At 48.3% G+C, this 23299-nt stretch carries 23 protein-coding genes; 4 read left to right on the top strand and 19 right to left on the bottom strand.

Translation table 11 applies throughout. The annotated features are described in order from the left end of the window. Positions 1–54 precede the first annotated feature (54 nt). The 9 genes from AC0LWT_RS26275 to AC0LWT_RS26235 form a co-directional block, all read right to left on the bottom strand. On the bottom strand, positions 55–1356 hold the full coding sequence (locus AC0LWT_RS26275; RefSeq protein WP_474684243.1) for an ABC transporter substrate-binding protein: 1302 nt from the start codon (positions 1354–1356) through the stop codon (positions 55–57). 913 nt (positions 1357–2269) lie between these two features. Continuing rightward, complete coding sequence (locus AC0LWT_RS26270; RefSeq protein WP_474684242.1) at positions 2270–2695, bottom strand: DUF6941 family protein; 426 nt, start codon at positions 2693–2695, stop codon at positions 2270–2272. Between the two features lie 16 nt (positions 2696–2711). Beyond that, the gene (locus AC0LWT_RS26265) at positions 2712–3050 is read right to left on the bottom strand and encodes a hypothetical protein (RefSeq protein WP_474684241.1); all 339 of its coding nucleotides are present in this window, start codon (positions 3048–3050) and stop codon (positions 2712–2714) included. 74 nt (positions 3051–3124) lie between these two features. Continuing rightward, entirely contained in the window at positions 3125–3667 is a 543-nt protein-coding gene (locus AC0LWT_RS26260) for a MauE/DoxX family redox-associated membrane protein (RefSeq protein WP_474684240.1), read from the bottom strand. Then, positions 3664–4101, bottom strand: coding sequence for a thioredoxin domain-containing protein (locus AC0LWT_RS26255; protein WP_474684239.1), 438 nt, complete (start codon positions 4099–4101; stop codon positions 3664–3666). Before AC0LWT_RS26255 ends, AC0LWT_RS26260 begins: the two co-directional genes overlap by 4 nt. Before the next feature lie 20 nt (positions 4102–4121). After that, entirely contained in the window at positions 4122–5942 is a 1821-nt protein-coding gene (locus AC0LWT_RS26250; RefSeq protein ID WP_474684238.1) for an ABC transporter ATP-binding protein, read from the bottom strand. Continuing rightward, positions 5914–6408: a TlpA family protein disulfide reductase gene (locus tag AC0LWT_RS26245; RefSeq protein ID WP_474684237.1), complete on the bottom strand. Its 495-nt coding sequence runs from the start codon at positions 6406–6408 to the stop codon at positions 5914–5916. Before AC0LWT_RS26245 ends, AC0LWT_RS26250 begins: the two co-directional genes overlap by 29 nt. A gap of 21 nt (positions 6409–6429) precedes the next feature. Beyond that, positions 6430–6648: a hypothetical protein gene (locus AC0LWT_RS26240; RefSeq protein ID WP_474684236.1), complete on the bottom strand. Its 219-nt coding sequence runs from the start codon at positions 6646–6648 to the stop codon at positions 6430–6432. Positions 6649–6894: 246 nt separating this feature from the next. Then, the gene (locus AC0LWT_RS26235; RefSeq protein WP_474684235.1) at positions 6895–7560 is read right to left on the bottom strand and encodes a helix-turn-helix transcriptional regulator; all 666 of its coding nucleotides are present in this window, start codon (positions 7558–7560) and stop codon (positions 6895–6897) included. A gap of 177 nt (positions 7561–7737) precedes the next feature. Between AC0LWT_RS26235 and AC0LWT_RS26230 the strand changes: the two genes are divergently transcribed. Beyond that, positions 7738–7935, top strand: coding sequence for a hypothetical protein (locus tag AC0LWT_RS26230; protein ID WP_474684234.1), 198 nt, complete (start codon positions 7738–7740; stop codon positions 7933–7935). Positions 7936–8060: 125 nt separating this feature from the next. Further along, positions 8061–8255 carry a transposase gene (locus tag AC0LWT_RS26225; RefSeq protein WP_474684233.1) on the top strand — a complete coding sequence of 65 codons (195 nt, stop codon included), beginning with the start codon at positions 8061–8063 and terminating at the stop codon, positions 8253–8255. Positions 8256–9017: 762 nt separating this feature from the next. Here AC0LWT_RS26225 and AC0LWT_RS26220 read toward each other — a convergent pair. From AC0LWT_RS26220 to AC0LWT_RS26210, 3 genes are read right to left on the bottom strand one after another with little or no spacing between them, the layout of a single operon-like run. Next, positions 9018–9554 (bottom strand): 3'-5' exonuclease, encoded by a 537-nt coding sequence (locus AC0LWT_RS26220; protein ID WP_474684232.1) that lies wholly within the window; start codon positions 9552–9554, stop codon positions 9018–9020. A gap of 10 nt (positions 9555–9564) precedes the next feature. After that, complete coding sequence (locus AC0LWT_RS26215; protein ID WP_474684231.1) at positions 9565–11277, bottom strand: ATP-binding cassette domain-containing protein; 1713 nt, start codon at positions 11275–11277, stop codon at positions 9565–9567. Further along, the gene (locus AC0LWT_RS26210) at positions 11274–12137 is read right to left on the bottom strand and encodes an ATP-binding cassette domain-containing protein (RefSeq protein ID WP_474684230.1); all 864 of its coding nucleotides are present in this window, start codon (positions 12135–12137) and stop codon (positions 11274–11276) included. Before AC0LWT_RS26210 ends, AC0LWT_RS26215 begins: the two co-directional genes overlap by 4 nt. A gap of 120 nt (positions 12138–12257) precedes the next feature. On the opposite strand from AC0LWT_RS26210, the gene AC0LWT_RS26205 reads away from it, so the two are divergent. Continuing rightward, positions 12258–12869 (top strand): biotin transporter BioY, encoded by a 612-nt coding sequence (locus tag AC0LWT_RS26205; RefSeq protein ID WP_474684229.1) that lies wholly within the window; start codon positions 12258–12260, stop codon positions 12867–12869. Between the two features lie 271 nt (positions 12870–13140). Here the strand turns inward: AC0LWT_RS26205 and AC0LWT_RS26200 are convergent, their stop codons facing one another. The 4 genes from AC0LWT_RS26200 to AC0LWT_RS26185 all read right to left on the bottom strand — a co-directional run bounded on the left by AC0LWT_RS26200 (position 13141) and on the right by AC0LWT_RS26185 (position 16523). Beyond that, positions 13141–13230, bottom strand: coding sequence for a putative holin-like toxin (locus AC0LWT_RS26200; protein ID WP_474684228.1), 90 nt, complete (start codon positions 13228–13230; stop codon positions 13141–13143). 379 nt (positions 13231–13609) lie between these two features. After that, positions 13610–13699: a putative holin-like toxin gene (locus AC0LWT_RS26195; protein WP_474684228.1), complete on the bottom strand. Its 90-nt coding sequence runs from the start codon at positions 13697–13699 to the stop codon at positions 13610–13612. Between the two features lie 800 nt (positions 13700–14499). Beyond that, on the bottom strand, positions 14500–15615 hold the full coding sequence (locus tag AC0LWT_RS26190) for a hypothetical protein (protein ID WP_474684227.1): 1116 nt from the start codon (positions 15613–15615) through the stop codon (positions 14500–14502). A gap of 179 nt (positions 15616–15794) precedes the next feature. After that, the gene (locus tag AC0LWT_RS26185) at positions 15795–16523 is read right to left on the bottom strand and encodes a ThuA domain-containing protein (protein ID WP_474684226.1); all 729 of its coding nucleotides are present in this window, start codon (positions 16521–16523) and stop codon (positions 15795–15797) included. Positions 16524–16730: 207 nt separating this feature from the next. Between AC0LWT_RS26185 and AC0LWT_RS26180 the strand changes: the two genes are divergently transcribed. Beyond that, positions 16731–17675, top strand: a complete 945-nt coding sequence (locus AC0LWT_RS26180) for a helix-turn-helix domain-containing protein (protein ID WP_474684225.1) — start codon at positions 16731–16733, stop codon at positions 17673–17675. A gap of 77 nt (positions 17676–17752) precedes the next feature. Here AC0LWT_RS26180 and AC0LWT_RS26175 read toward each other — a convergent pair whose 3' ends face one another. From AC0LWT_RS26175 to AC0LWT_RS26165, 3 genes are all read right to left on the bottom strand, one after another. Beyond that, on the bottom strand, positions 17753–18508 hold the full coding sequence (locus AC0LWT_RS26175; protein ID WP_474684224.1) for a hypothetical protein: 756 nt from the start codon (positions 18506–18508) through the stop codon (positions 17753–17755). Between the two features lie 165 nt (positions 18509–18673). Beyond that, on the bottom strand, positions 18674–19897 hold the full coding sequence (locus tag AC0LWT_RS26170; RefSeq protein ID WP_474684223.1) for a multidrug effflux MFS transporter: 1224 nt from the start codon (positions 19895–19897) through the stop codon (positions 18674–18676). 286 nt (positions 19898–20183) lie between these two features. Continuing rightward, positions 20184–23147 (bottom strand): OmpL47-type beta-barrel domain-containing protein, encoded by a 2964-nt coding sequence (locus tag AC0LWT_RS26165; RefSeq protein WP_474684222.1) that lies wholly within the window; start codon positions 23145–23147, stop codon positions 20184–20186. Positions 23148–23299 lie beyond the last annotated feature (152 nt).

Raw genomic sequence — 23299 nt, 5'->3', positions numbered from 1 at the left:
TACTTAGCCCTACTTACTCTTGTGTCCTTTGTCGATTCTCTTCCTCATTCGATATCATTTCGGATTGGCTTCTTGTTTGATAAATGAATTGGCTTTTTCCCGCAAAACTTTGACAGCACGATCACTCGTAGTACTTCCTCTGACGATATTACGAATCTCCTCTTGAACCGCTAAGTTGAAGGAACTCATGAAGGACAAAGGATAATTAGTAGCGGTATACGTTCTTGAGTCAAATTTAAGCTCGTAAAACGGTTTTAGCGAATGTCCATATTTCTCCTTTGAATATTCTGTTCTTGTTAGCAGATTTTGATTTGATTTCGATTTGACCTTGGCTACTTCTTCACTATTGATAAATTTCACTATTTCCCATGCTGCTTCCTTAGATGAAGAATTGGAATTAACAGAAAACATAATATTAGGATACAACATATAGCTTGAATCGCGCAAATTAGGGTCAACCGGAAAACTCACAATTCCCACATCAATCTTTTTGTTTTGCACTCGATCCAACAAAACTTCTGAATCTACCGTCATTGCAGCTTTGCCATCAGCAAATAGATCTATAAAGCCGGGAGTAGGCTCCCCTGGTTTATTGATTTGAGGATAGTAAATGGACTTGGATCTGAATCCCTCAGCCAGCAGTTCCATCGCCTTACTCCATTCCGTCGCATTCTCCATGACTTCTAGAGGATTCTTAGGCTCTTGTCCAAGAATACTTATTCCTTTTGTTCTCCCAATCATGTCCAACATGGAGTATGTAGAGAAAACCGATGAAAATCCGTAGATGCCTTTTTCATTGCCGGTGAACCTTTTGGCTAAATCAAAAACATCTTCCCAGGTCATTTGATTATGCGGATATTGGACTCCGAAAGAATCAAAAATCTGTTTATTGTAATAAAGAACAAAACTAGTGAATGTTGGCGCCAATCCATATATTTTATGAGTTTCTCTGTCTCTTAAAATCGAAATAACACTTTGCTGCATGTTCTCGATATCAAATTTGTCCCGCGTAATCCATGAATCCAACTCCATCAATAAGCCCTTATCGATATAATTCATATATTCGTCGTAATTTCTTATCATAATTACATCAACTTGTTCCTGATTAATGAGTTTTACTAGATCTTCTTTAGGATTTTTGGACTTCATCACGATATCATTCATGGGGATTACTTCGAAGTCAAGATCTTTGTATTTGGATTGAATCAGATTGCCGTACTCGTCGTTAAACATATCCCTGCTAAAATAAAGTATCTTCACTTTGCCTTCGACTTGAGAAACCGGCTTACTGGTGCAACTAGTACAGACAGCGATAAGAAGAGTGATCTTAAGTAAAGCTCGAACTAAGTTCTTCATTATAAGTCCCCTTGTATAATCATATTTGCAGGATCATTTTGTTCTTTTCCCAGATAGTCCGGACAACTGAAAAGGAATAATGTGAGTTTCCAGCTAGTGCTGGGGCGGCCGACGTAGCCGAAACTGGACCGAATCTTGGTGGAGTTGCCTGCTGGTGGATCGAGCTTCGGCTTTCTCATTCCGCTTAACCCGCTTTATCCTGTATTTCCCGATTCCCTTCGAATAAGGGAGACGGAGCAACAAATGGTTTCATGCTATTGGTAGGCCGCTTGTCGTCTGCCCTTCTTTGCCATGTGCTCTTTGACATTTCCATATCCGCGGCTGCCGAGCGGGCGGTGCCCCGTTGCTTTTGCGCGGCTGCTCAAGAATTCTCAGACCTGCTTGTGGAACAATGAGATCAACAAGCACCTCTCAGGAGGTTTCTCCCTCTCCTTGCGGACCGAAAGGTACTGCTGTGAAAAACCTGTTATCCGGGATCCATCACTCATGTTCTAACCGCTGAATGCGCCTCCACATCGTCCGGGGCGTAGCATCCATCAATTTTCGGACGCTACGGACGAGTGCTTATAACGAGGCTGAAGTCGGTGGTTTCCACGGGCACCAAGGTCTGATTTTTGCTTGACAACATGACAAGGCCATGGCGGATCCAGACAACATCTCTCTAGTGACCACGCTCAGCGTCATCCAGCATCTCGAATCCGGGGTAAAGAAGTTGGATCGGGAGATCGCGAAGATCATGTGCGACCGGTAACAAGTACCTGCCGCTACTACCAGATTCAAGCGGCGGACGCGGTTCGCAAGCATGATTCGGAGTACGGTGCGTTTTACCAGAAGAAGTTCGACGAAGTTCCGAAGCACAAGAATAAACGCGCATTCGTCCTTTTCAGACTAACATTTTTCCAATTTCCCCAATTCAAATACTTGACATTACACCGCTAGGCTCGTCAACAATAGACTCGTCTTTCAAACCCACATAGATGGGGTATACATTCAATAAAGTACCATCCACATATAGTTCAATCAAGAGATTGCCTGTCTTGCACAAAACAGTAGTAAGCTTAATACAAATATCTAGACCTGGAACGCGCTCCTCGCTTCTAGGATTATACTGTGTAATAGCCTCCGATTTAACTACTGTCTCTCCTTCTTCATCTTTAATAAATATTTGAATTTCCACAGGAGACACATCTGGGATAAAAGCCACCTTCGTTAATAAATTGAATTGATAAACACTCGGAAGCACATCAAGTTCGATTGAATTCAAAACTTGGTCCAACCTGAACAATTTTTCAGATTCTTGAAAAGTAGCTTTATTCGACAAAATGATTTGTCCAAACATGGTATATTCACTCCCTTTATGTTAATGAATTGTATTTGATAATTCCTAAATCCCCAATTATTGTTTGAAAACTGATGCATACCGGTTGAATGGAAACACCCATTAGTTGCGATAGTTGGCCATCTTCATCTTTAATTAAAGAGATGTTATTAGAATAAGCTCTTTTCAGTGCGTTAACTTTCCAATCAGGGCCTTGCATAATTACAATTACAGAAATTCCAGAATACTCCTTTATCATTTTATCTATTATCTCTTTGTTTCTTTCATTGGCAAAATGAAGGAAAATAAATACCCCTTTCTTCGATGTTTTTCTTACAGATTCTTGGCCACTTTGCAAAAGATTCATAAACAGCAAAGTGTTTTTTCTGCACTTGAGAAAATAGATCCAACTTACCATGATCAGCCAAGATAGCAAGAAGTATATTACCATCATAAATTATTCCTTAACTTTTCCGAGATCGTGTTTTTATAACGAAGCATTATCATGAATTCTTTCCATAGCTGAATGATCAAAGCTCCCGTTATAAGCACCAAAGTTAATTTCCAAGATACTAAATACAAATGATAATCATATTTGGGAGTAAGAACTCCAGTTATGGAGGCTGTTGTAAGGACTAGATTTCGTATAATGGAATAGTCAACATTTGTTTTCTTCGTGCTGGACCCAAAGCAACTGCAAGCAACTTGAATATTTTGACGCTTTGCATTCGCAAATAACGCCAAAAAAGAGATCATAAGCAAAGAAGACCCTATGAACGCGAGGCGAGGATGTAAATACTCAATAAAGCTGAAACCAAGAATGAGTTCAGCAGTAATAACAAGACATCCAATGGCTTTAGAATAGCGCTCGTTGATAATTCCGAAACTATTAATAGAAATAATAAATTGAATGAATGACACCAGTTTGGCTACAGCACTCATCAAATACATTGTTCCTAGGCCGAATCCTATCCAAAATGCAAATAAACTCATAAAACGATCCCTTCAGTTCGTAGCACTTTGCCGAAATCATCTTTGTTGTAAATAAAACCTTTAGACCGTACTTTTCCGTCCAAATCTATATTGATGACAAAAGGGTGGTGAGACACTTTGAATAATTCAAACATCTGCGCCGAGGTCAACTGAACCATTGGGAAATCCCAAAGAAAATAATCTCTCAGCTCTATCAAATCTTCATGATCTCCATCAATAAATAGGATAATTTCGTGCTCGGTTTCCTTTCTTATATTTGAAATATCGGGCATTAAGTCGATACAATTCGGACAGTATACAGATAAAAAGAACAACGATTTTTTAAAGTTTGACACTTCGAGCACATATTCATTTCCATCAATACCTTTCAATCTCACGTTCGTTATCCGGGAACCTACCTCAAGCCCCGTGTTTTTTATAAGTTTTTGCGTCATCAATATCACCTTCGTACTTATTATTGATACATTTCCTTTTGTAAACTCCATATTTCATAATATTCATTCCTAGCTTGGAGTAGTTCCCTATGATGGCCTTGTTCAATAATTTCGCCATTCTTCATATAGATAACGCGGTCTACCTTGCTCGCAATCCCTACTCGGTGTGAGACGATTATCACCGTTTTTTCCTTAGTCATTGTAAGTATGTTATCCATTATATCCACCTCGCTGCGAGGATCCAGCGCTGACGTCGGCTCATCCAGTACAAAAAGGTCAAGATCTCTGAATAATAACCGGGCAATTGCAAGCTTCTGCCATTGTCCTCCCGATAATTCAAGCCCTTTGTCGAAAATATCGCCTAATGGAGTGTCAAGCCCTTGAGGCAGCTTATATAATTTAGAAAGATTCAATGATTCCAATAAGGGATTTAGATCTTGATCATTTGCTGTAGTGCCATTTATGCAAATATTTTCGCGAATAGTCATTTTATATTTCATAAAATCTTGAAAAATAGCTCCGCAGCGCTTCCACATAGACACTTTATCTACACTTTGCAAATCAACTCCATCGATAAAAACCGTATTGGGTTTAGTTTCATACAAACCCAGCATTATTTTAACTAATGTCGATTTACCTGCAGCATTATCCCCTAAAAACAATATTTTCTCTCCACGCTTGATTTCAAGATCAATACTCTTTAAGGCCGGCTCATTAGATTCGGGATATGTAAAACTTAGGTTTTCAATCGATATTTTCTCCTTTAGCTGAAAAGTGTGTTTAGGCTCCTGATTTATCGATTGTGATGTAGCGGCGACCTTGTGATATTCGCTTACATACCTTACATTTTCAATTAGTTGCTTCACGTCGAATATACAAGAAACGATATTTCGATCAGCCAGTACTGCAGCCAAAGATAGGGAAACATAATCGCCGATAGTCATATTTCCTTTGTTGATTAAATATACAATCAGACCAAAAACAGCAACCTTACTAGCAAGGGTTACCAGAGAACTTATGCCTGTTGGAATTAAATTCAACTTAGTTGCCCCTAAGGTTAATTCCAACAGAACATGTCTCGCATTCAACCATTTTTTATAAAAATAAGAGAAGGCCTGAAATAGCAATATTTCTTTCTGTGCATCTTTACGTTTCAATATACCAGTGTAATATTCACTGACGTTAAATTTTCGAGCTGATTCTATATTAAAGTTAACAAGAGGCTCTATAATTCGATATACTACCAGCCCTCGAAAGAAAGAAAATCCGAGAATTATCACTGCAAACATATAATGATGCTGTGTAATAAGATAAAGTGAAACAGCTGCAGTTAAAGCTGACTGTAAACTTTCCATAATAGATCGAAAAGTTGCTTCCAGCTTGGAAAGCCCCAGTGACCATACCTGTAAATTATTCAGAAAGGACGGGTGTTCTCGATCGATTAATGGCATTCCGCTTATAATGGTAAGAATTTTATCTTCTTTGTATATATTGAAGTCTTCACTCCATTTTTGAAAAAAATATCTAGTGATAAGCCCCGATACTTCCTCGATAAACTCTAAAGTTAGTAATATGACAACAAATATCATTGCCTGTTTAAACTGTGATGCTGTCAAATTATCGATTATGTATTTATTAATATATACCGTTAGGTTTGCTTGAAAAGCAAAATAGAAAGTCGTGAAGACCGTGATAATGACATACTGCGGCTTGTATTTCCAAATAAATGAGATTGAGTAGATTATTAATGACAGTATAGATGAAGCTTTGTTGATTATACGAGAGAAGGAATTTTTTTTTTTCATAAGCTGCTTATTTAGTTTTCCAGTTATAGAAAACATTAAGTAAAGGCCACATTTTCTCTTCAAGCGAAACGATATCATTATAAAAATTACCGCAGGAGATGACTTGTCCCTTTTTGTTTAGCACGATGACGAAAGGGATTAGGTCGAACTTAAAAACCCGTCTAATCTCAGTAAGATCTGAAGCTACAACCGAAAACCTGAAGGAATGCTTACTTAGAACATTATCTATCGATATTGAAGTACCACTTAAAAACATAAAATACGAAAAGGCCGGATACTTTTGAACAATTTCTTCTATTGCTTCATATCGGCATGCCCCACAACTCTCACTCATTACAAAAATGACAGTTCCACACGGTTGATGGGCTACCCATTCAAAATCAATCGGGTCTTGACCTTCAAAAGCTCTAAGTTTCAACGGATACTGAAATCCGATCTCATAGGACCATTGAACCGGAGTTTTTAGAAATTTACTTCGTAAGTTTCTCTGTTCTACGAACATATATCTTCACCTCAAACCATCCTAGTAGAAAGGCGCTCGATAAGAGCGCCCCTCCCAATTCATGACAGTTACTAATACTTGATTAGCACTTGCCTTCAAACTCTGTTTTGCAATACTGATTAGTGCCATCATAGCAAACGCTGTAAACATGGCGATACCATTGTTTACGATCAGCGTGGCAATAATATTTTTTAACTCCATTTTGTTCAGGCGGGTCGTATGCCCAACCTGAAGCTCCACCAGGACATGTAACTTGGCACATAGAATAAAACCTCCATTTAAATGAGTTCGAATATTGGAACGTTGTAGAAGAGGTTCTCGGCTTTTGATTTACGGTCTAACAGTAACGTACCTATTCCATGGATATGCGCGCATTAGGTTACCTTACTCTCTTGGACTATAAAACTCTGCTTCGAAATATAGATACATCAAGCTCCTCTTCCCATAAATATCATATCAAACCCATATTTTGTGTCAATCACCCAGTTATGGTATTTTACGATTGCTCTCTAACTTTTTTATTAGATCAATTTTATTCCTCACACCCACTTTGGAATATATTTTTTTAAGATGTGTGCGTACGGTCTCGACAGAAATGCACAGTTGAACTGCAATTTCTTTTATCGGTATGTTCTCATACAATAATTGGGCGATAACTACCTCTTTTTTTGTCAGTTTATATGTATGGAGTCTAGTACATACCCCCTGTTCAATTTCATTAGATGCTACTAATTTCTCTATACTTTTAGCTAAAGTTCTCAACATCATTGTCAAGATGTGCTCTTGATCCTTTGATTCATATGCTAGGCAGATATACAACTCTTGGGAGTCTAACAAAATAGGGCAGCATTGCAATACCCACCCCGCTCTGCTCTCTTTTTGTCCTACGAACGCTCTAGTCGATAGTTGACAATCCGCCATGTTAATTGCTTTATATTGTTCCAGTGTATACTTTTTTTTTATTAGCAAGTCCTGGCCAATAATCCCATGAGTTGGGTATACTGTGTTGTCGTATACTAGATCACCCTTTCCATTTATAATCAGAAATAAATATTCACCATCTACTTCTTGGTAGTTCTCTATTATTTCGTTAATAAACAAATTAATGTATTGATAAGTGTTCAAAGAGTCTCTAGAATCAAATGATAACATTGTATCCCTACCCCAATTTATTAATTAAATTAAAGAAAGAAGATCACCAATAACATTATTAATTAAGTTTTATACGACATAAATATAGAGGCTGCGTCGCTATAGTCCATGGCTGAGGTCTGTTTAATGGAGGTATTGTCAATACTGCCGAGTAAGAACATTACTAGGGCGGGATGAATGATGTGGACCTCATTAAGCAGCAAGGATAATCTGATTTACGAAATGTTTAAAATAGCGCTCCAGATTGAGGAACCGTGGAAATTAATGCACGTGGAATTCGACGACAAGGAAGACGCCTGGCACTTGTTTATCGACTTCGAATGCGGATCGACGTTTGCTTGTCCGGTTTGCGGAGCCGACTGTACCGGCTGGTGAACGAAGCCGTGGACGATGTGCGAATCACCGAGCAAAGCAAACACCGGAACTCAAGCACACGAAATACATTTGGCTTAAGAACGAGTTAAACTTAAAAGCAGAGCAGAAGGAAACGCTGACGCGGGTTGAAAGATAGCAACCTGCAGACGGGCCGCGCGTATCGCTTAAAGCTGGCGATGCAGGATTTCTGGACGACGCCGCATATTCTCGCGGATGTGTACCTTCGGGAGTGGATTGGTTGGGCGAATCGGTCACAGCTTACACCTATTGTGGATCTGGCGAAAACGATAAAGAGGAACGAGGAAGGCATCTTACGATAGTTCCACAGCAAAATGACCAATGGCTTTTGGAGGGCATTAACGGCCTCGTCCAAGCGGCCAAGCGCAGAGCGCGTGGCTAACGCGACGTCGAGAATTTGATCGCCATGGTGTACATGACGGCCAATAAGCTTCGTTTGCCCGTGCTTGAAGCACGGCGGTCACATTAACCATATACCCAGACACGAAAAAAGAACTGGCAACAGCACGGAGCCACGCATCGCTCACATCTGTACCAATTCCCTTTTCCAGCAACAAGTCTGTCCATTTAGGCACCTTTTTATGCTGCAACAGAAGGTGAATGCGGAGCGAAGCATCTATACCAATTCCCTTGTCCGATTTTAAACATATCGCTCTATCTAGGTGGTGATTACCCACCTAATAGAGCGAAGAGACAAATAAAGATAATCACTCTCCTTTAATTTCATACTTTTACTATATAAATTATTATATACAATAAATGGCGAATAAATGCAATATCTACCGAATTCACCATCAATTAAAGTGGCTGATGACAATATACGAGTTATTTGCATCTACCAACTTAAATAAAAGGCACTATTGACGATTGCATATCTTTTAAATAAACAAGTGCTCGATAATCTCTATTTGGGTTGCCTAAAATGCAGCGAAATCATGGGCGGCAAATTAAAACATGGTGTATTTAATTCTATTTTAGAAGTTGCTTAGGAACGGGGAATATGGCTATTTTACAGACTCTCCTATCATTCCCGCTAGCTTAAGTTACTGTCGAACCAAGGAATTCTATTCAAATTTTAATCTATCAAAAATGTTCACGAAGATTTTTGCAATGTTTCGGGCATCGTCAATTCCTCTATGATGAGTGCCTTCATGTACAATGCCCAGTTGTTGCAAGGCATGCCCCATGCCTACTCCCTTTTCAACTCCGATCATTTTCCCGTGCTGATGTTTGATGCTGATATGCTTGTTCGTCCACCCTGCATTGATTTTGTTCAATTCACAATCCTTTTTCAGCTGAGTTTTATCGTAAAATCCCCACGAACAAAGAATGTAGTCTTCTTTCCCGATCCAATCCCGAAAAGCCCCCGCCGCTTGCGGAAAATATGGCGCTGCAGCGACATTTCCCTGTTGTATGGAGGTAAGTTTTTTGCAAAAATCCGAGAGAACGGGATTTAATTTGGGCTTAATGAAGGTTTGAAATTCATCAATAATGTGCAAGTTTTCATTAATTTTTACCGCACCGATTTCAATAATTTCGTTTTGCTTCGTTCTGTCATTTTCCCAACATGTAGCTTCCAAATCAAATACGATGTAATTCATTTTCTCCTCCTTAACTCCGCCACACGGCCAACAATCCGAAGCATACAGCTCCGGCGAAGACCGCGAGTGTGTCCCTTCTAGTCCAACTGAGCAAATTTCGCTGAACGGTCAGCGGCTGGCCGCCCATTCTTTTCAATTCCATCGCGATTGTCATTTCTTCCGCTTTGTAAAATAGCGCGAGCAGGAGCGGTACGATCAACGCGGGGATGTCTCGCATTCTGACGGCGCCCGGGCGCAGCGAGGCTTTGCCTCTGGCCCGTACGATTGCCGAGAACCGCTGCCATTCGCGCAAAATGAGCGGCAAAAACCGGAAGATCAAGGAAACGGCCAGCGCGAACGAATCAACCGGAAGCTGGAGCTTTTTGAAATATTTGAGCGCCCAGCCGAGACCCTGTACCATTTGGCCGTACGGCGTCGTCGCCGCAAACCAATAGCCCGCAAGGATAACGATAAAAAGGCGCGATACGTTCAGCATTGTGTCCAACGCCCGCGGCGCGTTAAATCCTACGGCAAACGGCCCCGGGCCAGCCGAAAACTGTAAACCCGCCAGCACAACGGACAAAAGCATAAAGCAGCCAAAAGACCGGGCCACTTTGGCTCCGCCCCGGATAGCCGCGCGCGGGAGACCCGCGAAGCCGAGCAGGACGGGGACGGCTGCGGCGGCAAGCCCCGTCCATTGATGCTGCAGCATCGTTGCGATGACCAGCAGCAGGTAGAGCAGCCACTTCGCGCGCGGGTCGATGCGGTGCCATGCCGCCTGCGGGAGCTGCGCGGCTGCGGCGGGCCGCTCCGCGGCGTACGGCGCAGCGGCCGCCTCCGCGCGCGCGAACGCCGCCGGGCGCGGAGGCGGCGCGGGCGCGGCTGCGCCGCCCGAGGCGCGGGCCTCCAGCGCCTCGGCAATCGCGGCTGCGGCGCGCTCAGGCGTGAGCGCATCCGGCGGAATCCCGATTCCGCCGATGCGCCTCATCGCCTGCGCCACTTCCACGCAGCCGGGCAAGCCCACGCCGGCCTGGAGCAGCAGCTCCGGCTGGCGGCAGATCGCCTCCGGCGTGCCATCGGCTGCGATGGAGCCGCCGGCAAGGACAATAACACGATCCGCCAGCGGCAGGAACGTGTCCAAATCATGGGTGGCGATAACGAAGCCACCCCGGGGCCGCTCGCTCCGGCGGATGAGCCGGAGCAGCTCGCGCGCCGCCGCCGCTTCCATGCCGGCGGTCGGCTCATCCATGAGCAGCCAGTCGGGTGCGGCTGCGAATGTCGTTGCCAGCGCAAGGCGCCGCTGCTGGCCGCCGCTGAGCGTGAAAGGCGAGCGATCCATGGCGAAAGCGCCGGGCGGATCGAAATCGCCGCAAGCGGAGCGAACGCGGCGCTCGCGCTCCTCAGCGCCTAGCCGATACGGGCGCAGCGAGTAGTTGAATTCCTGCTGTATGCTGCGGGCGAACAACTGCTGCTCGGGAAACTGAAACGTCAGCCCGAGCCGGAGCATCATCGCTTGATCGACCTTTCCTTTGTTCCACATCGGCTGTTCATCCAGCAGGATCGTGCCGGACGAAGGCTCAATAATTCCCGCGGCGGCTTGCAGCAAAGTCGACTTGCCCGATCCCGTATGGCCGACCAGCAGAGTAATGCTTCCGTCGTGCAAAGTCAATTCGATATTTTTCAGCAAAAAGCTGTTCTTGTCATCCGGTGCGGTTACGCAAATGTTCTGCAAACGGATCGTCATCCGGCATTCACCGCCTCTGCGAGCTCGTCAGCGTGCAGCGGGAGCGGATCGAGCCGCAGCCCCCGCTGCCGCAGCAGCAAAGCGGTCCGCACGACGAACGGCGGCTCCAGCCCTAGCCTCTCGCACGGAGAAAGCGTGCTTTCCCCGAACGCCTCAATGCTGCCCGTATCCGCCGCCGAGGCCTCTCCGTAGAAAAAATCCCGCGGCGGCCCGTCAAAAGCGATCCGGCCCCCATGAAACGCCAGCACGCGGCTGGCCTCGGCCGCTTCCTCCAATCGGTGCGTGATCCACACGATGGTCATCCCGCGCGCGTGCGCTTGCCGCACAGCACGCAGCACCTCCTGCCGGGCTGCCGGATCGAGCATCGCTGTCGGCTCGTCGAGCACCAGCAAATCCGGCTTCGCCGCCAAAGCTGCGGCGATGTTCAGCAGCTGCTTCTGTCCGCCGGACAAGCTGCTCAGCGTTCGCCCCGGCGGCAGCGACAGGCCGACCCGCCCAAGCGCTGCCGCATAGAGCTCCGCCCGCGCTTCAGGCGCAAGATCGGGAGCCTGCGGCACATGCTGCAGCTCCTCCTCAACCGTATCCCCGACGAATTGCGCATCGGGGATTTGCAGTACACCGCGGGTGACCGACTGCTCCCCCGCACCACGAATAAGCTGACCGTCCGAGAGCGGGCATAGGCCAAGCAGCACGCTGGCCAGCGTGCTTTTGCCGCTGCCGTTCGGTCCGGCGACAACGATCCATTCCCCTGCGCGAATGTCGATGTTAACATTGGTCCACACCTGCCGGACTTGCCCCGCCTCGGCTCTATAGATGACAGACGCCTTTTGTAAAGAGGCTGCGATGCTTGAATTAGACATATGAAAAAAGTTCCTTTCACTTTCTGAAAGCTTGTGCTATAATCCTGAATTGTTAACCAAACATTCGAAAATTTGGTTGACAATAAGTTAAGAATACCAGAATCGGGAGAGATGAACAATATGAAACTCACACTTCGAGGCATAGTTTTTAGCGCATTGTTTGCCGCACTTCTTGTATTATTCAGCTTTGTAAGCATCCCGCTCGGTTTCACCCCCGTGCCGATCACACTGCAGACTTTGGCTGTGATGCTGGCAGGCGGCCTCCTCGGTGCCCGATACGGATTTTTAAGCATGGCTTTGGTCGTGATTTTGACCGCGATCGGCTTTCCGATGCTCCATGGCAACGGCGGAATAGGCGTACTGACCGGGCCTACGGGCGGGTTCATCTTCATGTGGCCCTTCTCGGCCCTGCTGATCGGACTCATATTGCCGCGCATCCGCATGAAAGGGATTATGGGATATTTGGCCGCATTTCTCGTTCTTGAAGTATTTGGTTCCTTGATCCTATACGTCACCGGTGTACCGTGGCTGATGTACAAAGTGCCGACACTTACGTTCTCCAAAGCCATGTTCAGCGCCTGCTATCCGTTTCTGCCCGGAGACGCTATCAAAGCGGCTGTCGCCGCACTGATTATCGCGCCGGTGCGTCAGGTGTTCCCGCATGAAAGGCTGACAGGCGCCTCTGCGCGCGGTGTTGTCCGGCAATCGCAAGACAGTGGTGCGAAGGCGTAATACGGCAGTGATGAAATTCGCACCGCACGCAGCTCCAGCGCGCAGTGTTGCGCTGCATGACGGCGGTCGGTCGACCACCCATTAAGCCAAGGCGAGCTTGGAGAATATTGGCGTAAGGTGGTTGCACGTATAAAGTGTTAGTATTATAATGAAAATAAATAAAGGGGGGTCGGTTGCACCCGTCCCCCCTGCGCAATAGCCGCTTTTAAGGGCGGTTGGCTTTTAAAGGTGAAACAGTCAAGAATAGACCGCTACCTTTGACCAGGGCGGTCTATTTCTTTTTCATGTAGGTAAGCAGCGCAAGAATAAACATTCCGAATAGGAACATTAACTGCATCGCTTGAAATACCTCCACTGGCATCACCTCCCTTCCGGGAGATTAGCCGACCGCCCATATCAGCCGTTCTATTGTGCAAGCCATATTATAGCACGATAGGCCCTCTGCCTGAAGGCCTATTTTTCGTCAGATTGAATCTCATACTGTCTTTTCAATATTTCCGCCATAATTATTTGCAGCTTCATCAGAATAGCGTTCAAACCCGGCGTGCCGTTCGGCCAAACTGAACGTAGAGGGTATTTTGTATAAGGTAGTTGCGCGTATAAAGTGTTGATATTATAATGAAAATAAATAAGGGGAGTCGGTTGCAGCCGTCTCCCCTGCACGATAGCCGCTTTTAAGGGCGGTTGGCTTTAACAAAAGGTTGATCCGAATGGACCGCTATCCTTTGCGAGAGGGCGGTCTATTTCTTTTTCATGTAGGTAAGCAGCGCGAGAATAAACATTCCGAATAGGAACATTAACTGCATCGCTTGAAATACCTCCACAGGCATCACCTCCCTTCCGGGAGATTAGCCGACCGCCCATATCAGCCACTCTATTGTGCAAGCCATATTATAGCACGATAGACCCTCTGCCTGAAGGCCTATTTTTCGTCGGGTTTGATTCCCATATCAAGTCTAAAACTTCAGGCTTCCCGAGAAAGTCGCGGTACTTTGTTAGGCAGCCAGAGATAGCCCTGATCGGGGGGCAGCCACTCATAAAGCAGCTACAACCCGAAAAACCTGCAATTGTGCAGGCTTTCTTCGTAAAAGCAGCTTAGTTTGCCGAAAAGCCTGCGATTGTGCAGGAATTTTCAGTGAAAACGGGCCTGAGCCCAGATGTTCGATGAAAAACCTGTATTTTTGCAGGAATGTTTCGTTATTAGCGTATGAGCCTACAAAAAACTGCACTTTTGCAGGTATTCTCCGTACTACGAAGCAGATGCGCTGCCCTGGTGGGGGATTTTGCAACTGTCTCACTTTTTTACGAGCTTGTTTCCAACTGTCACGTTTTTAAAGCTTGAAACTGTAGCAGTAGAACTGATTATTTTCAATCTGTGTGGGGACGTCCACGGGTCGTGCGGGTTTTGCGGGTCGTGCGGGTTTTCTCTACGTTGTTAAGCAATGCGCTGTCTCCTAGCAAGCAAGTTTCTGAAAAACCAGCTGTTAACAAGAACAAAATCAGGTCTGTACGTTCAAAGCTATCACACAATCACCCATATTTCAGGCCTGATGCTGGGCTAGCGCCCCCCCCGATCAGCCTGCGTGGTTCCCATCAAATCCCAAGCCGCCTTATCATTATTTCACCATATTTACTCGCTAGCCTTACCGGAATAGCGCTCTAGCAGCTGATGTATGCCCGTTGGCAATTGGCCCGCTTCCTCGATATCCATTACGGCTCCGGGACTTAATTTGTAGCTTAAATTCCGCAAATCCTTCCCTGTGGCGATGCCTTCGATTTCAGTAAAGACGAAGGACTTAAACTGATACTTCTTCATCGAATCCGGATAAATCGGACTTAGGGCATTCGGATCGGCGTTGAACCAGCTTACCGTATACTTGTCCCCTTGTTCGGTGGTGCCTTCGCCATAAATTTGAGCCACGGACAGGTTGTTTTCCTCAAATAAACCTTTCAATCCGCCCGGAATCCCCGCTTTATCAAAAGTAATCGCAAACGGAATGTTTACATCCGGCGAAGCCAGATTTATCAGCCGTTTCCTTTCTTTCTTGAATTGCTCCAGCGCCTCTTTGGAATCAATTTTCATGTAACTTTTCACTTTACCGCCCTTGATGAAAGCCTCTTCCGCTTTGCTGGTAAAGAACCCGCTATTATTGGACGTATCGTCTGTGTTGCGGGTTTTGAAGTCGAAAGCTTTCAACTGCTTCCACTCTACGCTGGCAAGCGTATCTTCGGTTTTTGTCAAATCGTTGACCGTGCCGTTTCCGGGCTGCACAAAGCGCTGAAGCGACTGGAGGGTAATGGCCGGGTTATCTTTTTTGCCGCCCGCGTAAGCCCATGAAGTGGAAAACGTGTAGGACTTGTCTTCGGTAAGTTCCTTGCCGTCCAGGGCCGTTACTTTGATTTCGACCCCCCGGCCGTCGTCCACCAGTTTTTTGTTAAATTTCGCGCCTGGCAAATTAGTCACCACGACTAGGGGCTGCAGCAGGTCGGAGCGGCCTGCGATCACTTTTAATGCAGGCACGTAAAATCTCCGGTTGGAAATGCCGAGTTGCTCCCTGCTCCATTGCACATCGGCCGATGTGTACAAGTATTTATCATCCGCTTGAACAGCTTCCAGATGCCCATTGGCAGGGCTGTCCCAATTCGTCTTGTCCCCGTTTGTAAAATCCATCTTACTGGCAGAGGCGGACGTCGCCACAAACAGCTGCATCGCCAAGATCGCTGCAATCGCTTGCCATTTTCTCATTAAGTGAATCCCTCCCTCCACCAGAGTAACATTATTTTCCTTTCCGTACAAGAAAACGAAGTACTCCGCACGGTTGGAAGCTGCACACGGCGAAATAGCGGCTGCTAAAAGAAACAGCCCCGCGGCGTTCTGCACAAGGCAGCTGCCGCAGGGCTAATCGTTTTTTAAGATCGAACTTCCTAAGCTTTCGCTTTGATCGTTTCCAGCGGCTTGTGGTTGCCGTATTTCGGATATTCGCGCGTCGTCGGAGCCGCCCAGTGCGCAGCATTGCGAATCACACGGCGAACTTGCTCGTTGTAGTAAGTAGGGTACGTTTCGTGTCCCGGGCGGAAGTAGAAAATTTTGCCCTGGCCGCGATTGAATGTGCAGCCGCTGCGGAACACTTCGCCGCCTTCGAACCAGCTGACCATGATCAGCTCATCAGGCTGCGGAATATCGAAGTGCTCGCCGTACATTTCTTCTTCTTGCAGCTCGATGTACTCGCCGATGCCTTCGACGATCGGATGTCCCGGCGCTACGACCCAGATACGCTCCTTCTCGTCGGCTTCGCGCCATTTGAGGTCGCAGCTTGTGCCCATCAGCTTTTTGAACACTTTGGAAAAGTGTCCGGAATGCAGCACGATAAGCCCCATGCCATGCAGGACGCGGTTTTGAACGCGGTTTACGATTTCGTCCTGCACTTCGTCATGCGCCTTATGTCCCCACCAGATCAATACGTCCGTATTGTTCAGCACTTCCTCGGTCAGCCCGTGCTCGGCATCATCAAGCGTTGCATACGTAACTTCCACATCGCCAAGACCTTCGCCAATGGCCGTATGGATGCCGTTCGGATAAGCCGCGCGGACGATTTCGCTTTCTTTTTCATGACGGAATTCGTTCCAAACTGTAACTTTCAGCTTCTGGCTCATTTGCAAATTACCTCCATGGGGTAGGAATTGATTTATTACCTTGAGTATAGGCTTCCGGCTGCCGAATAAAAAGGCGTGATCCTGCCTATTTCTTATTCAAAAATGTCTATCCGCTAAAAAGCATGCTATACTTGTACTGGGAAATCCCCGTTTGTTGCCGTCTTTCTTCTATTCAAAATTGTCTTTCCGTTAGCGAGGTATGTACCTATGACGAGTGCCGCGAGTACATTTACAGAGCTTGTCAATGAGGAAGTAGTTTATCAGAATCCGCTGCTATTTTTGAAAGTATGGGAAATCGCCAACGAAACGGCCGACTGCGGCATCCGCCATCCCTGGCCCTGGCATTACCATAAGCAGGTTGAATTTCTGGCCGTCACCCACGGGCATCTGGGCATTCAGACCAGGAACGATTTTGCTGTTCTCGGCCCCGGCGATGTGATCGTACTGGGCTCTTCCCAGCCGCACCGCACTTACAAGCACACCACAGATCCGCTCTCTTACGTCGTGTTCCAGGTCGATCTGTCGCAGCATTTTGACCCCAGCACCATGCCGTATTTGCACTGTTTTTCCGAGTTGACGCAGCCGCTCGAACTGTTTAATTATTTGTTTCGGGAAAATGCCGCGGTCAAGCAGTCGGCCTACGATCTCATTATGGACATTTTCCAGGAGTCCCAGTCGCGCAAGCTGGGTTACGAATTGGCCATTACCGCATCCATCAAAAGACTGCTGCTGCTGCTTATGCGCAGCGATAACCGCAATTTGATCGGCACCGCCGAGGAAACCGGGCTTATCCGGCTCCGTCCAGCGCTTGACTACATCGAGACGCATCTGAGCGATAAAATCGCCGTCGAGGACGTATGCTCCCTGCTCAATCTGAGCTATCATTATTTTATCAAATATTTCAAAAAAATAATGGGCATGTCCTTCGTCGATTACGTGAATTACAAAAGAATAAAAAAAGCCGAGCGCCTGCTTCTGACCGGCGATCTCAGCATGATGGATGTGAGCTTTGAAGTGGGCATTTCAAATATGGCGCAGTTCTACAAGCTGTTCAAGCGCCATAACGAATGCTCGCCCAAGGAATTCAAGCGGCGCATGAGAAGCCAGCGCGCCATCGGCTCGGCGCTGCAAGCGCCAGGCGGCACGCCGTAAGCCCGGCCCGCCCGCCAACAAAAAAAAGGTTGTCCGACAGTCTGCAAAAGACATGCCGGAGCAACCTTTTTTCGGGTTTATGGCGTCGCCGTTGGAGCAGGCGTGGCGCTTGGGGCAGTGCCGCTGTCCGCTTTTTTCGCATGCGGCCCGCCTTTGTGCTCAACGAACTTTGTAAGCTGATCGGTCAGGCTGTCTTTCAGCTTCGCAATCAGTTGATCTTCGCTGATGCCTTTTTCCGCGGCGATGTCGGCGATGGATTTGCCGGCTTTGCGCTCTGCCGCCAGCTCTTCCTTGGTAATGCCGAGCAGGCTCGCGATTTTGTCCGGGCTGCCCCACTTGGCGGCCTGCTGCTTGCCTTTGAAAGCCATCGCCTTCGGCTTGCTTTCGACAAGTTTTTTCAACCGGTCGGCGAGCCCGGATTTTTGCTTGTCGGCTTGTGCTTGCGTAATTTTGCCGGCGCTGAGGGCGTCGTCGATTTTTTTCGTTTGTGCATCGGTCAGCTTTTGCAGCACCGCATCCTCGCTGAGCCCTGCTTTTTCCTGTGCGATTTGTGCGATGGTTTTGCCCTGCTTGAGCTCTTCTTTGAAAGTGCTTTGGTCAATGCCAAGAACCGCTGCTGCGTCTAAATAGCTTTTGCCGAGAGCGAAGCCGCCGCGGAATTGATGATGGCTGGCCAAATGTTTGGAGTTGTTGGAAGCCGGCTGATTCGCAGTTGTCGAAGTTGTTCCCGCCTCATCGGCAAAAGCCTGATTGTGCTGCGCCACGATTCCGCCGCCAATCAGCAGCCCGGCTGCCAATGTGCCTGTGAGCATTGCTTTGTGAAGTTTCTTCATGAACCTTGTCTCCTCTTCAATGAATTCGACTACGATTCAAAGTATAGGAAATAAATGTGAAGGAACTTTGACGCAAGGCTTAATACAGCTTAAATGTTTGATGAAATGAAAATAAAGGGAGCCTGAACGGCTTAACCGGAAGCCGCCGCTCTCCCAGCCCAGGCCCTAGCTCCGCTGTCTGGCCAGCAGCAGGAAGGATGTGACGGCTCCCGCTTCCATAAGCGCTATAATAATCCCGAGCGGTATGGCGGTATGGCTGCCGCCGATTCCGACAAGCGGCGCGACAATGCCGCCGATAATGAACATCAGCAAGCCCAGCAGCGCGGACGCACTGCCCGCCGTTTTCCCCTGATTCTGCAATGCGAGCGAAGATGTCGAGGTTGAGACGAGCCCGACGCTGGACACGACCAGGAAAAGCGCCGGCAAAATAACGGGCAGTCCGGCACCGGCCAAAACCGCAACAAGCAGCAGCAGGCTGCCCGTGGCCGCCATCCCCAGCCCCCAGGCAAGCATCTTGCGCAAGTCGACTTTGCCGGCCAGCCGGCCCGTAATTTGACCGGCAATAATAATGCCGAGAGCGTTGATGCCGAACAGCACGCTGAACATTTGCTCGGAAACGCCGAAAATGTTTTGCAGCACAAAGGGCGACCCGGATATGTAAGCAAACATAGCGGCCATCACCAAGCCCTGTGTTAAGGCATACCCCATGAACGAGCGATCCGTAAGCAGCACGCGAAAAGTGGCCAGCGTATTGCCAAGCCCGCCCTTGGAGCGGCGGTGGGCCGGCAGCGTCTCGCCGAGGCCGAACAAAACGGCGATCAGCATCGCGACACCGATCAGGCTCAGCGCTACGAAGACACCCCGCCACGATGCGAATTGTAAAATTTGCGCCCCTAAGATCGGTGCCAAAATCGGGGCAGCGCCGTTAATCAGCATGAGCAGCGAGAAAAACTTGGTCAGTTCCACACCCGAGTACAAGTCGCGGACTATTGCTCTTGAAATGACGATCCCCACCGCCCCGGCGAGCCCTTGAATGAAACGCAGTGCGATGAAGACCCAGATCGATGAAGCAATCATGCATAAAATCGAAGCAATGGCATAGACGACAAGTCCCAGGAGCAGCGGCTTGCGCCGTCCCCGCACATCGCTGACCGGCCCTGCGGCCAATTGTCCCAGGGATAGCCCCAGCATGCAGGCCGTCAAGCTCATCTGGGTGAGCGAGGTGCTCGTATGCAAATCGTCGGCCAATACGGGCAATGCGGGCAAATACATATCCAGCGACAGCGGTCCGAATGAGGCAAGCGCTCCTAAAACGGCCGCAGTTCCCAGCCGCCGCGACGGACTCAAAGAAGCCGGAGCCGCTGCGTCGGCATGATTGTGATTATTCATCGTGTATCACAAACTTTCTGTACTTTTTTTGCTGCTACTATTCCCCTGTCGAAAAATAGTTGCTACGGCAACTGTTTCTCATCCATCCTACCATTTGACCGGCTTGTCTGTCCAGCACCAAACAACCTAATCCGAGCATGTTTTCTTATCTGGATAGAGCGCTTTCAAGCTGGCCGGATTTCATCAAAGATCCCAGCATGCCGCGATGCCCCGGGCAGCCTTTCAGACAACCCAAAAAGCCCGGCATCGCGGGCTTCTCGGGTACTATTTTTACAGCAGCATTGCCTTACTTCAATCCGTTTAAAATCGCTTCAAGAATAGTCTGCACCAGTTCTTTCGAAGCTTCGGCATTGATACTGCCTTTCGAAACTTCTCTGTTTACGGAGACTTGCAGTTCCACCATTTTGCCAAACGACTGATCCAAATGACCTTTATTGTACTGATCTTCGGCCTGATTCAGCTTCGCTACGATAGAAGTGTAGGTGCCTTCATTTTTGAAGAACCCGCCATCATGCAGCTGTTTCAAAATTTCCCTGATGATATCGAAGATGCTTCTCACTTTGAACGTTTGGCTTTGCTCGGCTTTATTTCCCGCTGCATCCGTAACCGTATACTGTACCGTATGAGTGCCTAAGCCCAGTTGTTTCGCTTTGATGCTCTGGCCGCTGGCGATTTCTTTTCCGTCCAGGAGCAGCTTTTGTGCCGCTACACCCGATACTGCGTCGGAAGCGGACAGCGTGAAATTCAGCGTTTCAAAAAATGATACATCATGAACCGGCTTGCCCGATTGCGTCAAAGTGACGGAAGGCAGCGTCTTGTCGAGCTTGAATGACAGGGATTGCACCGCTTCCGCATTTCCGGCGGCATCGGTCGAATAGTATTGGATCGTATGAGTGCCTTCCGTTTGAATAACCGCAGGTGCCGTATAAGCCGTCCATGCGCCGCCGTCCAGGTTGTACGAAGTCGATGCCACGCCGCTGCCTTCATCGGATGCGGTCAATGTCAGCGTCTGATCTTGGTTGAACCAGCCCTCTGCGTTCGGAGTTCCCGACAGCGCAGCTTTCGTCACCGGCGGAGTCGTATCCGCTGGCACCGCAAAATCCGATAAGCCGCGAGGTTTCAATTGATAAACACCTTTGAAAATCGATGCTACGCCCGTAATCGTTACAACTTTTCCCTCTTGATAAGGGAATTGAGTCAAAGTCAAGCCTGTGCGTCCGTCCACGCGAATATGGTTGCTTACCGAACCGGCTGCAGCGTCGAATTCGAAAGAACCTGCCGGCGTCGCGCTAACGATATTGTGAATGGTGACCGAGTCAAGCTGCACCAGCTGCCCTTGGTTGGCGTCATTTACCGCCGCTGCCGATACGGCTTGCGGAACGGCCGCTGTGCCTGTTTTGGCGATTTCAACCGGGTTGGTCAGCTCCAGCTCTGTGTTGTAAAGCGCCGTCGACGCGGTCACTTTCACCGTATCTCCCAGGTGGAAGCCGCTCTGGCTTTGGAAAACATAAATGCCGCCTGTCGCATCCTGCAAATAAAACGCCTGACCGCCAAAAGCGCCCGGCTCGGTCGTAACGACGCCTTCCAGCGTCACAAGCGATCCTTCGGCTTTACTGCGCGCTTCTGCGACAGTAATTTTGGCCGGGATCGGCGATTCCTCTTCCGGCAGCGGTTCGGCCGGTACGTTGGCGATCGTCACCGCTTCTGTTTTTAAGTTGCTGCCGTTTTGTCTGAGCCGCAAGCTCGCTGCACCGCTTGTACCAGACTTGATGCGGAATGTCAGATCTTTGGAGGCATGGCCCTTGAAGTTGGAAGTCACGCTGAAAGCGGAGCTATAGCCGTAAGCCGTCGGCCATGTGCCGTCGGCGTTTTGCACCATCGCAACCTGCGTGCCTCCGGCCAGATAGATGCCCGCGCTGAAGCCTGAAACAGTCGTGTTCGCAGGCAGATTATCGACAGTGACTCGAACCTGGAAGTCCTGCGCGTTCGGCAGCGTCGCCTGGTGAACCAAACCGTATGTCGCGCTCGCCGTAGCCGCCGGACCGCCGTAGGAGCCCGCTTTGAACGTAGAGCGGTCCCACCACTTGTAGCCCGCATCCGGAGCGGCCCATGGCTCAGGCTTCGGCTCCGTGGAAGCTGCCGGCTCTTCAAAAGGCAGCAGAGCCGTCGGCTGGTCAAGCTGCAGCCCGTCTACTTGCGTCAGGCTCGTGTAGCTTTCCTTTTGCCCCAGCCAGTTGACGAGGTTCACGAGCAGTTTGCCGTCATTCTGTTCTTTAAAGCCGTCGTAAGTCGTTTTCTTCTGTCCGTTGTCTTCGCGCACATATTTCGGAGTGGCGTCCTCTACCGGCGAAGAATCGCCGATAAATGCCGCTTTGCCCGCGCCCGCCTTGGCGATTGCGACATACGGCCCTTCGGCGATGCCACCGCCGTTGTACACGCCCTGATCCACGGCGTTCGCCCAAGCCTCATTCGTCTGCGGCAAATAGACAATGCCTTTCGCTTTCGTCGGATCGACGATTGCTAGCGTAGAGCCCGCGTGCATGGCAACGTTGTATACGGAATCCGTAATGCCAAAAGCTTGCTCCGGCGCAACGATATTGTTGGCGGTAATATCGCCGAGAGCGTTATAGCGGAACTTGACGCCGAAATTCGTCGCCAGCCAGTCCGAGCTGGCTACGTCCTGCATCGCCGCCGAATTGCGCTCTTCGTCGCTCATCCCTTTGGCAGGGTCTTCCCATGCGCCCCGGCGGTATCCGTTCATAACCTCGGAAGCGTCCCAACGGTTTTTGTTGCGGTCCGCGTTGTAGTGGTCGGCGATGAAGAAAATGCTGCCGCCGCCCTCCACATACTGCTTCATAGCGGCCTGCTCGCTTTGTTTATACGGAATGTTCGCCTCCCCGATCACGAACACGTCGTAGCTTTGCAGATCGGTCAGCGTGATCGGCGTCGTTTTGCGAAGTTCTTTTACATAAAAGCCGTTATTCGCCAAAGCATTGGCAAAGTCCGAAAACCCGCCGTCGATCACCCAATCCGCTGCCCCTGCCGTCTGTGCGTGCGTATTGTCAAACAGCACCTTCTTGCCGGCATTTCCATTCACAACCTTAGCTTCGATGAAAGGTGCGGGATCGGTCGGACCCTCGGCTAACGCCTGCTGCAAACCGCTCGTAGCCGCAAATTGCAGCGGCAAAGCCAACGATAGCGCCAGCGCCGACTTTACCCATTTCGCTTTCCACCCTGCCATCTTACTCATTATATTCCTCCTCTAGACAAGTGAAGTATGGTCTACCGCCCCCATTCTAACATGTCCCCATCCGGAGCAGTGATATTTTTTTGTAAATGCGGCGAGATTTGTGCAAGCTTCCAAATATCATTGGAAAAATAAACCTTTGTAAAACGAAACAT

Source organism: Paenibacillus sp. sgz302164 (genome assembly GCF_056120505.1).
This window is presented reverse-complemented; position numbering and strand designations above follow the sequence as displayed.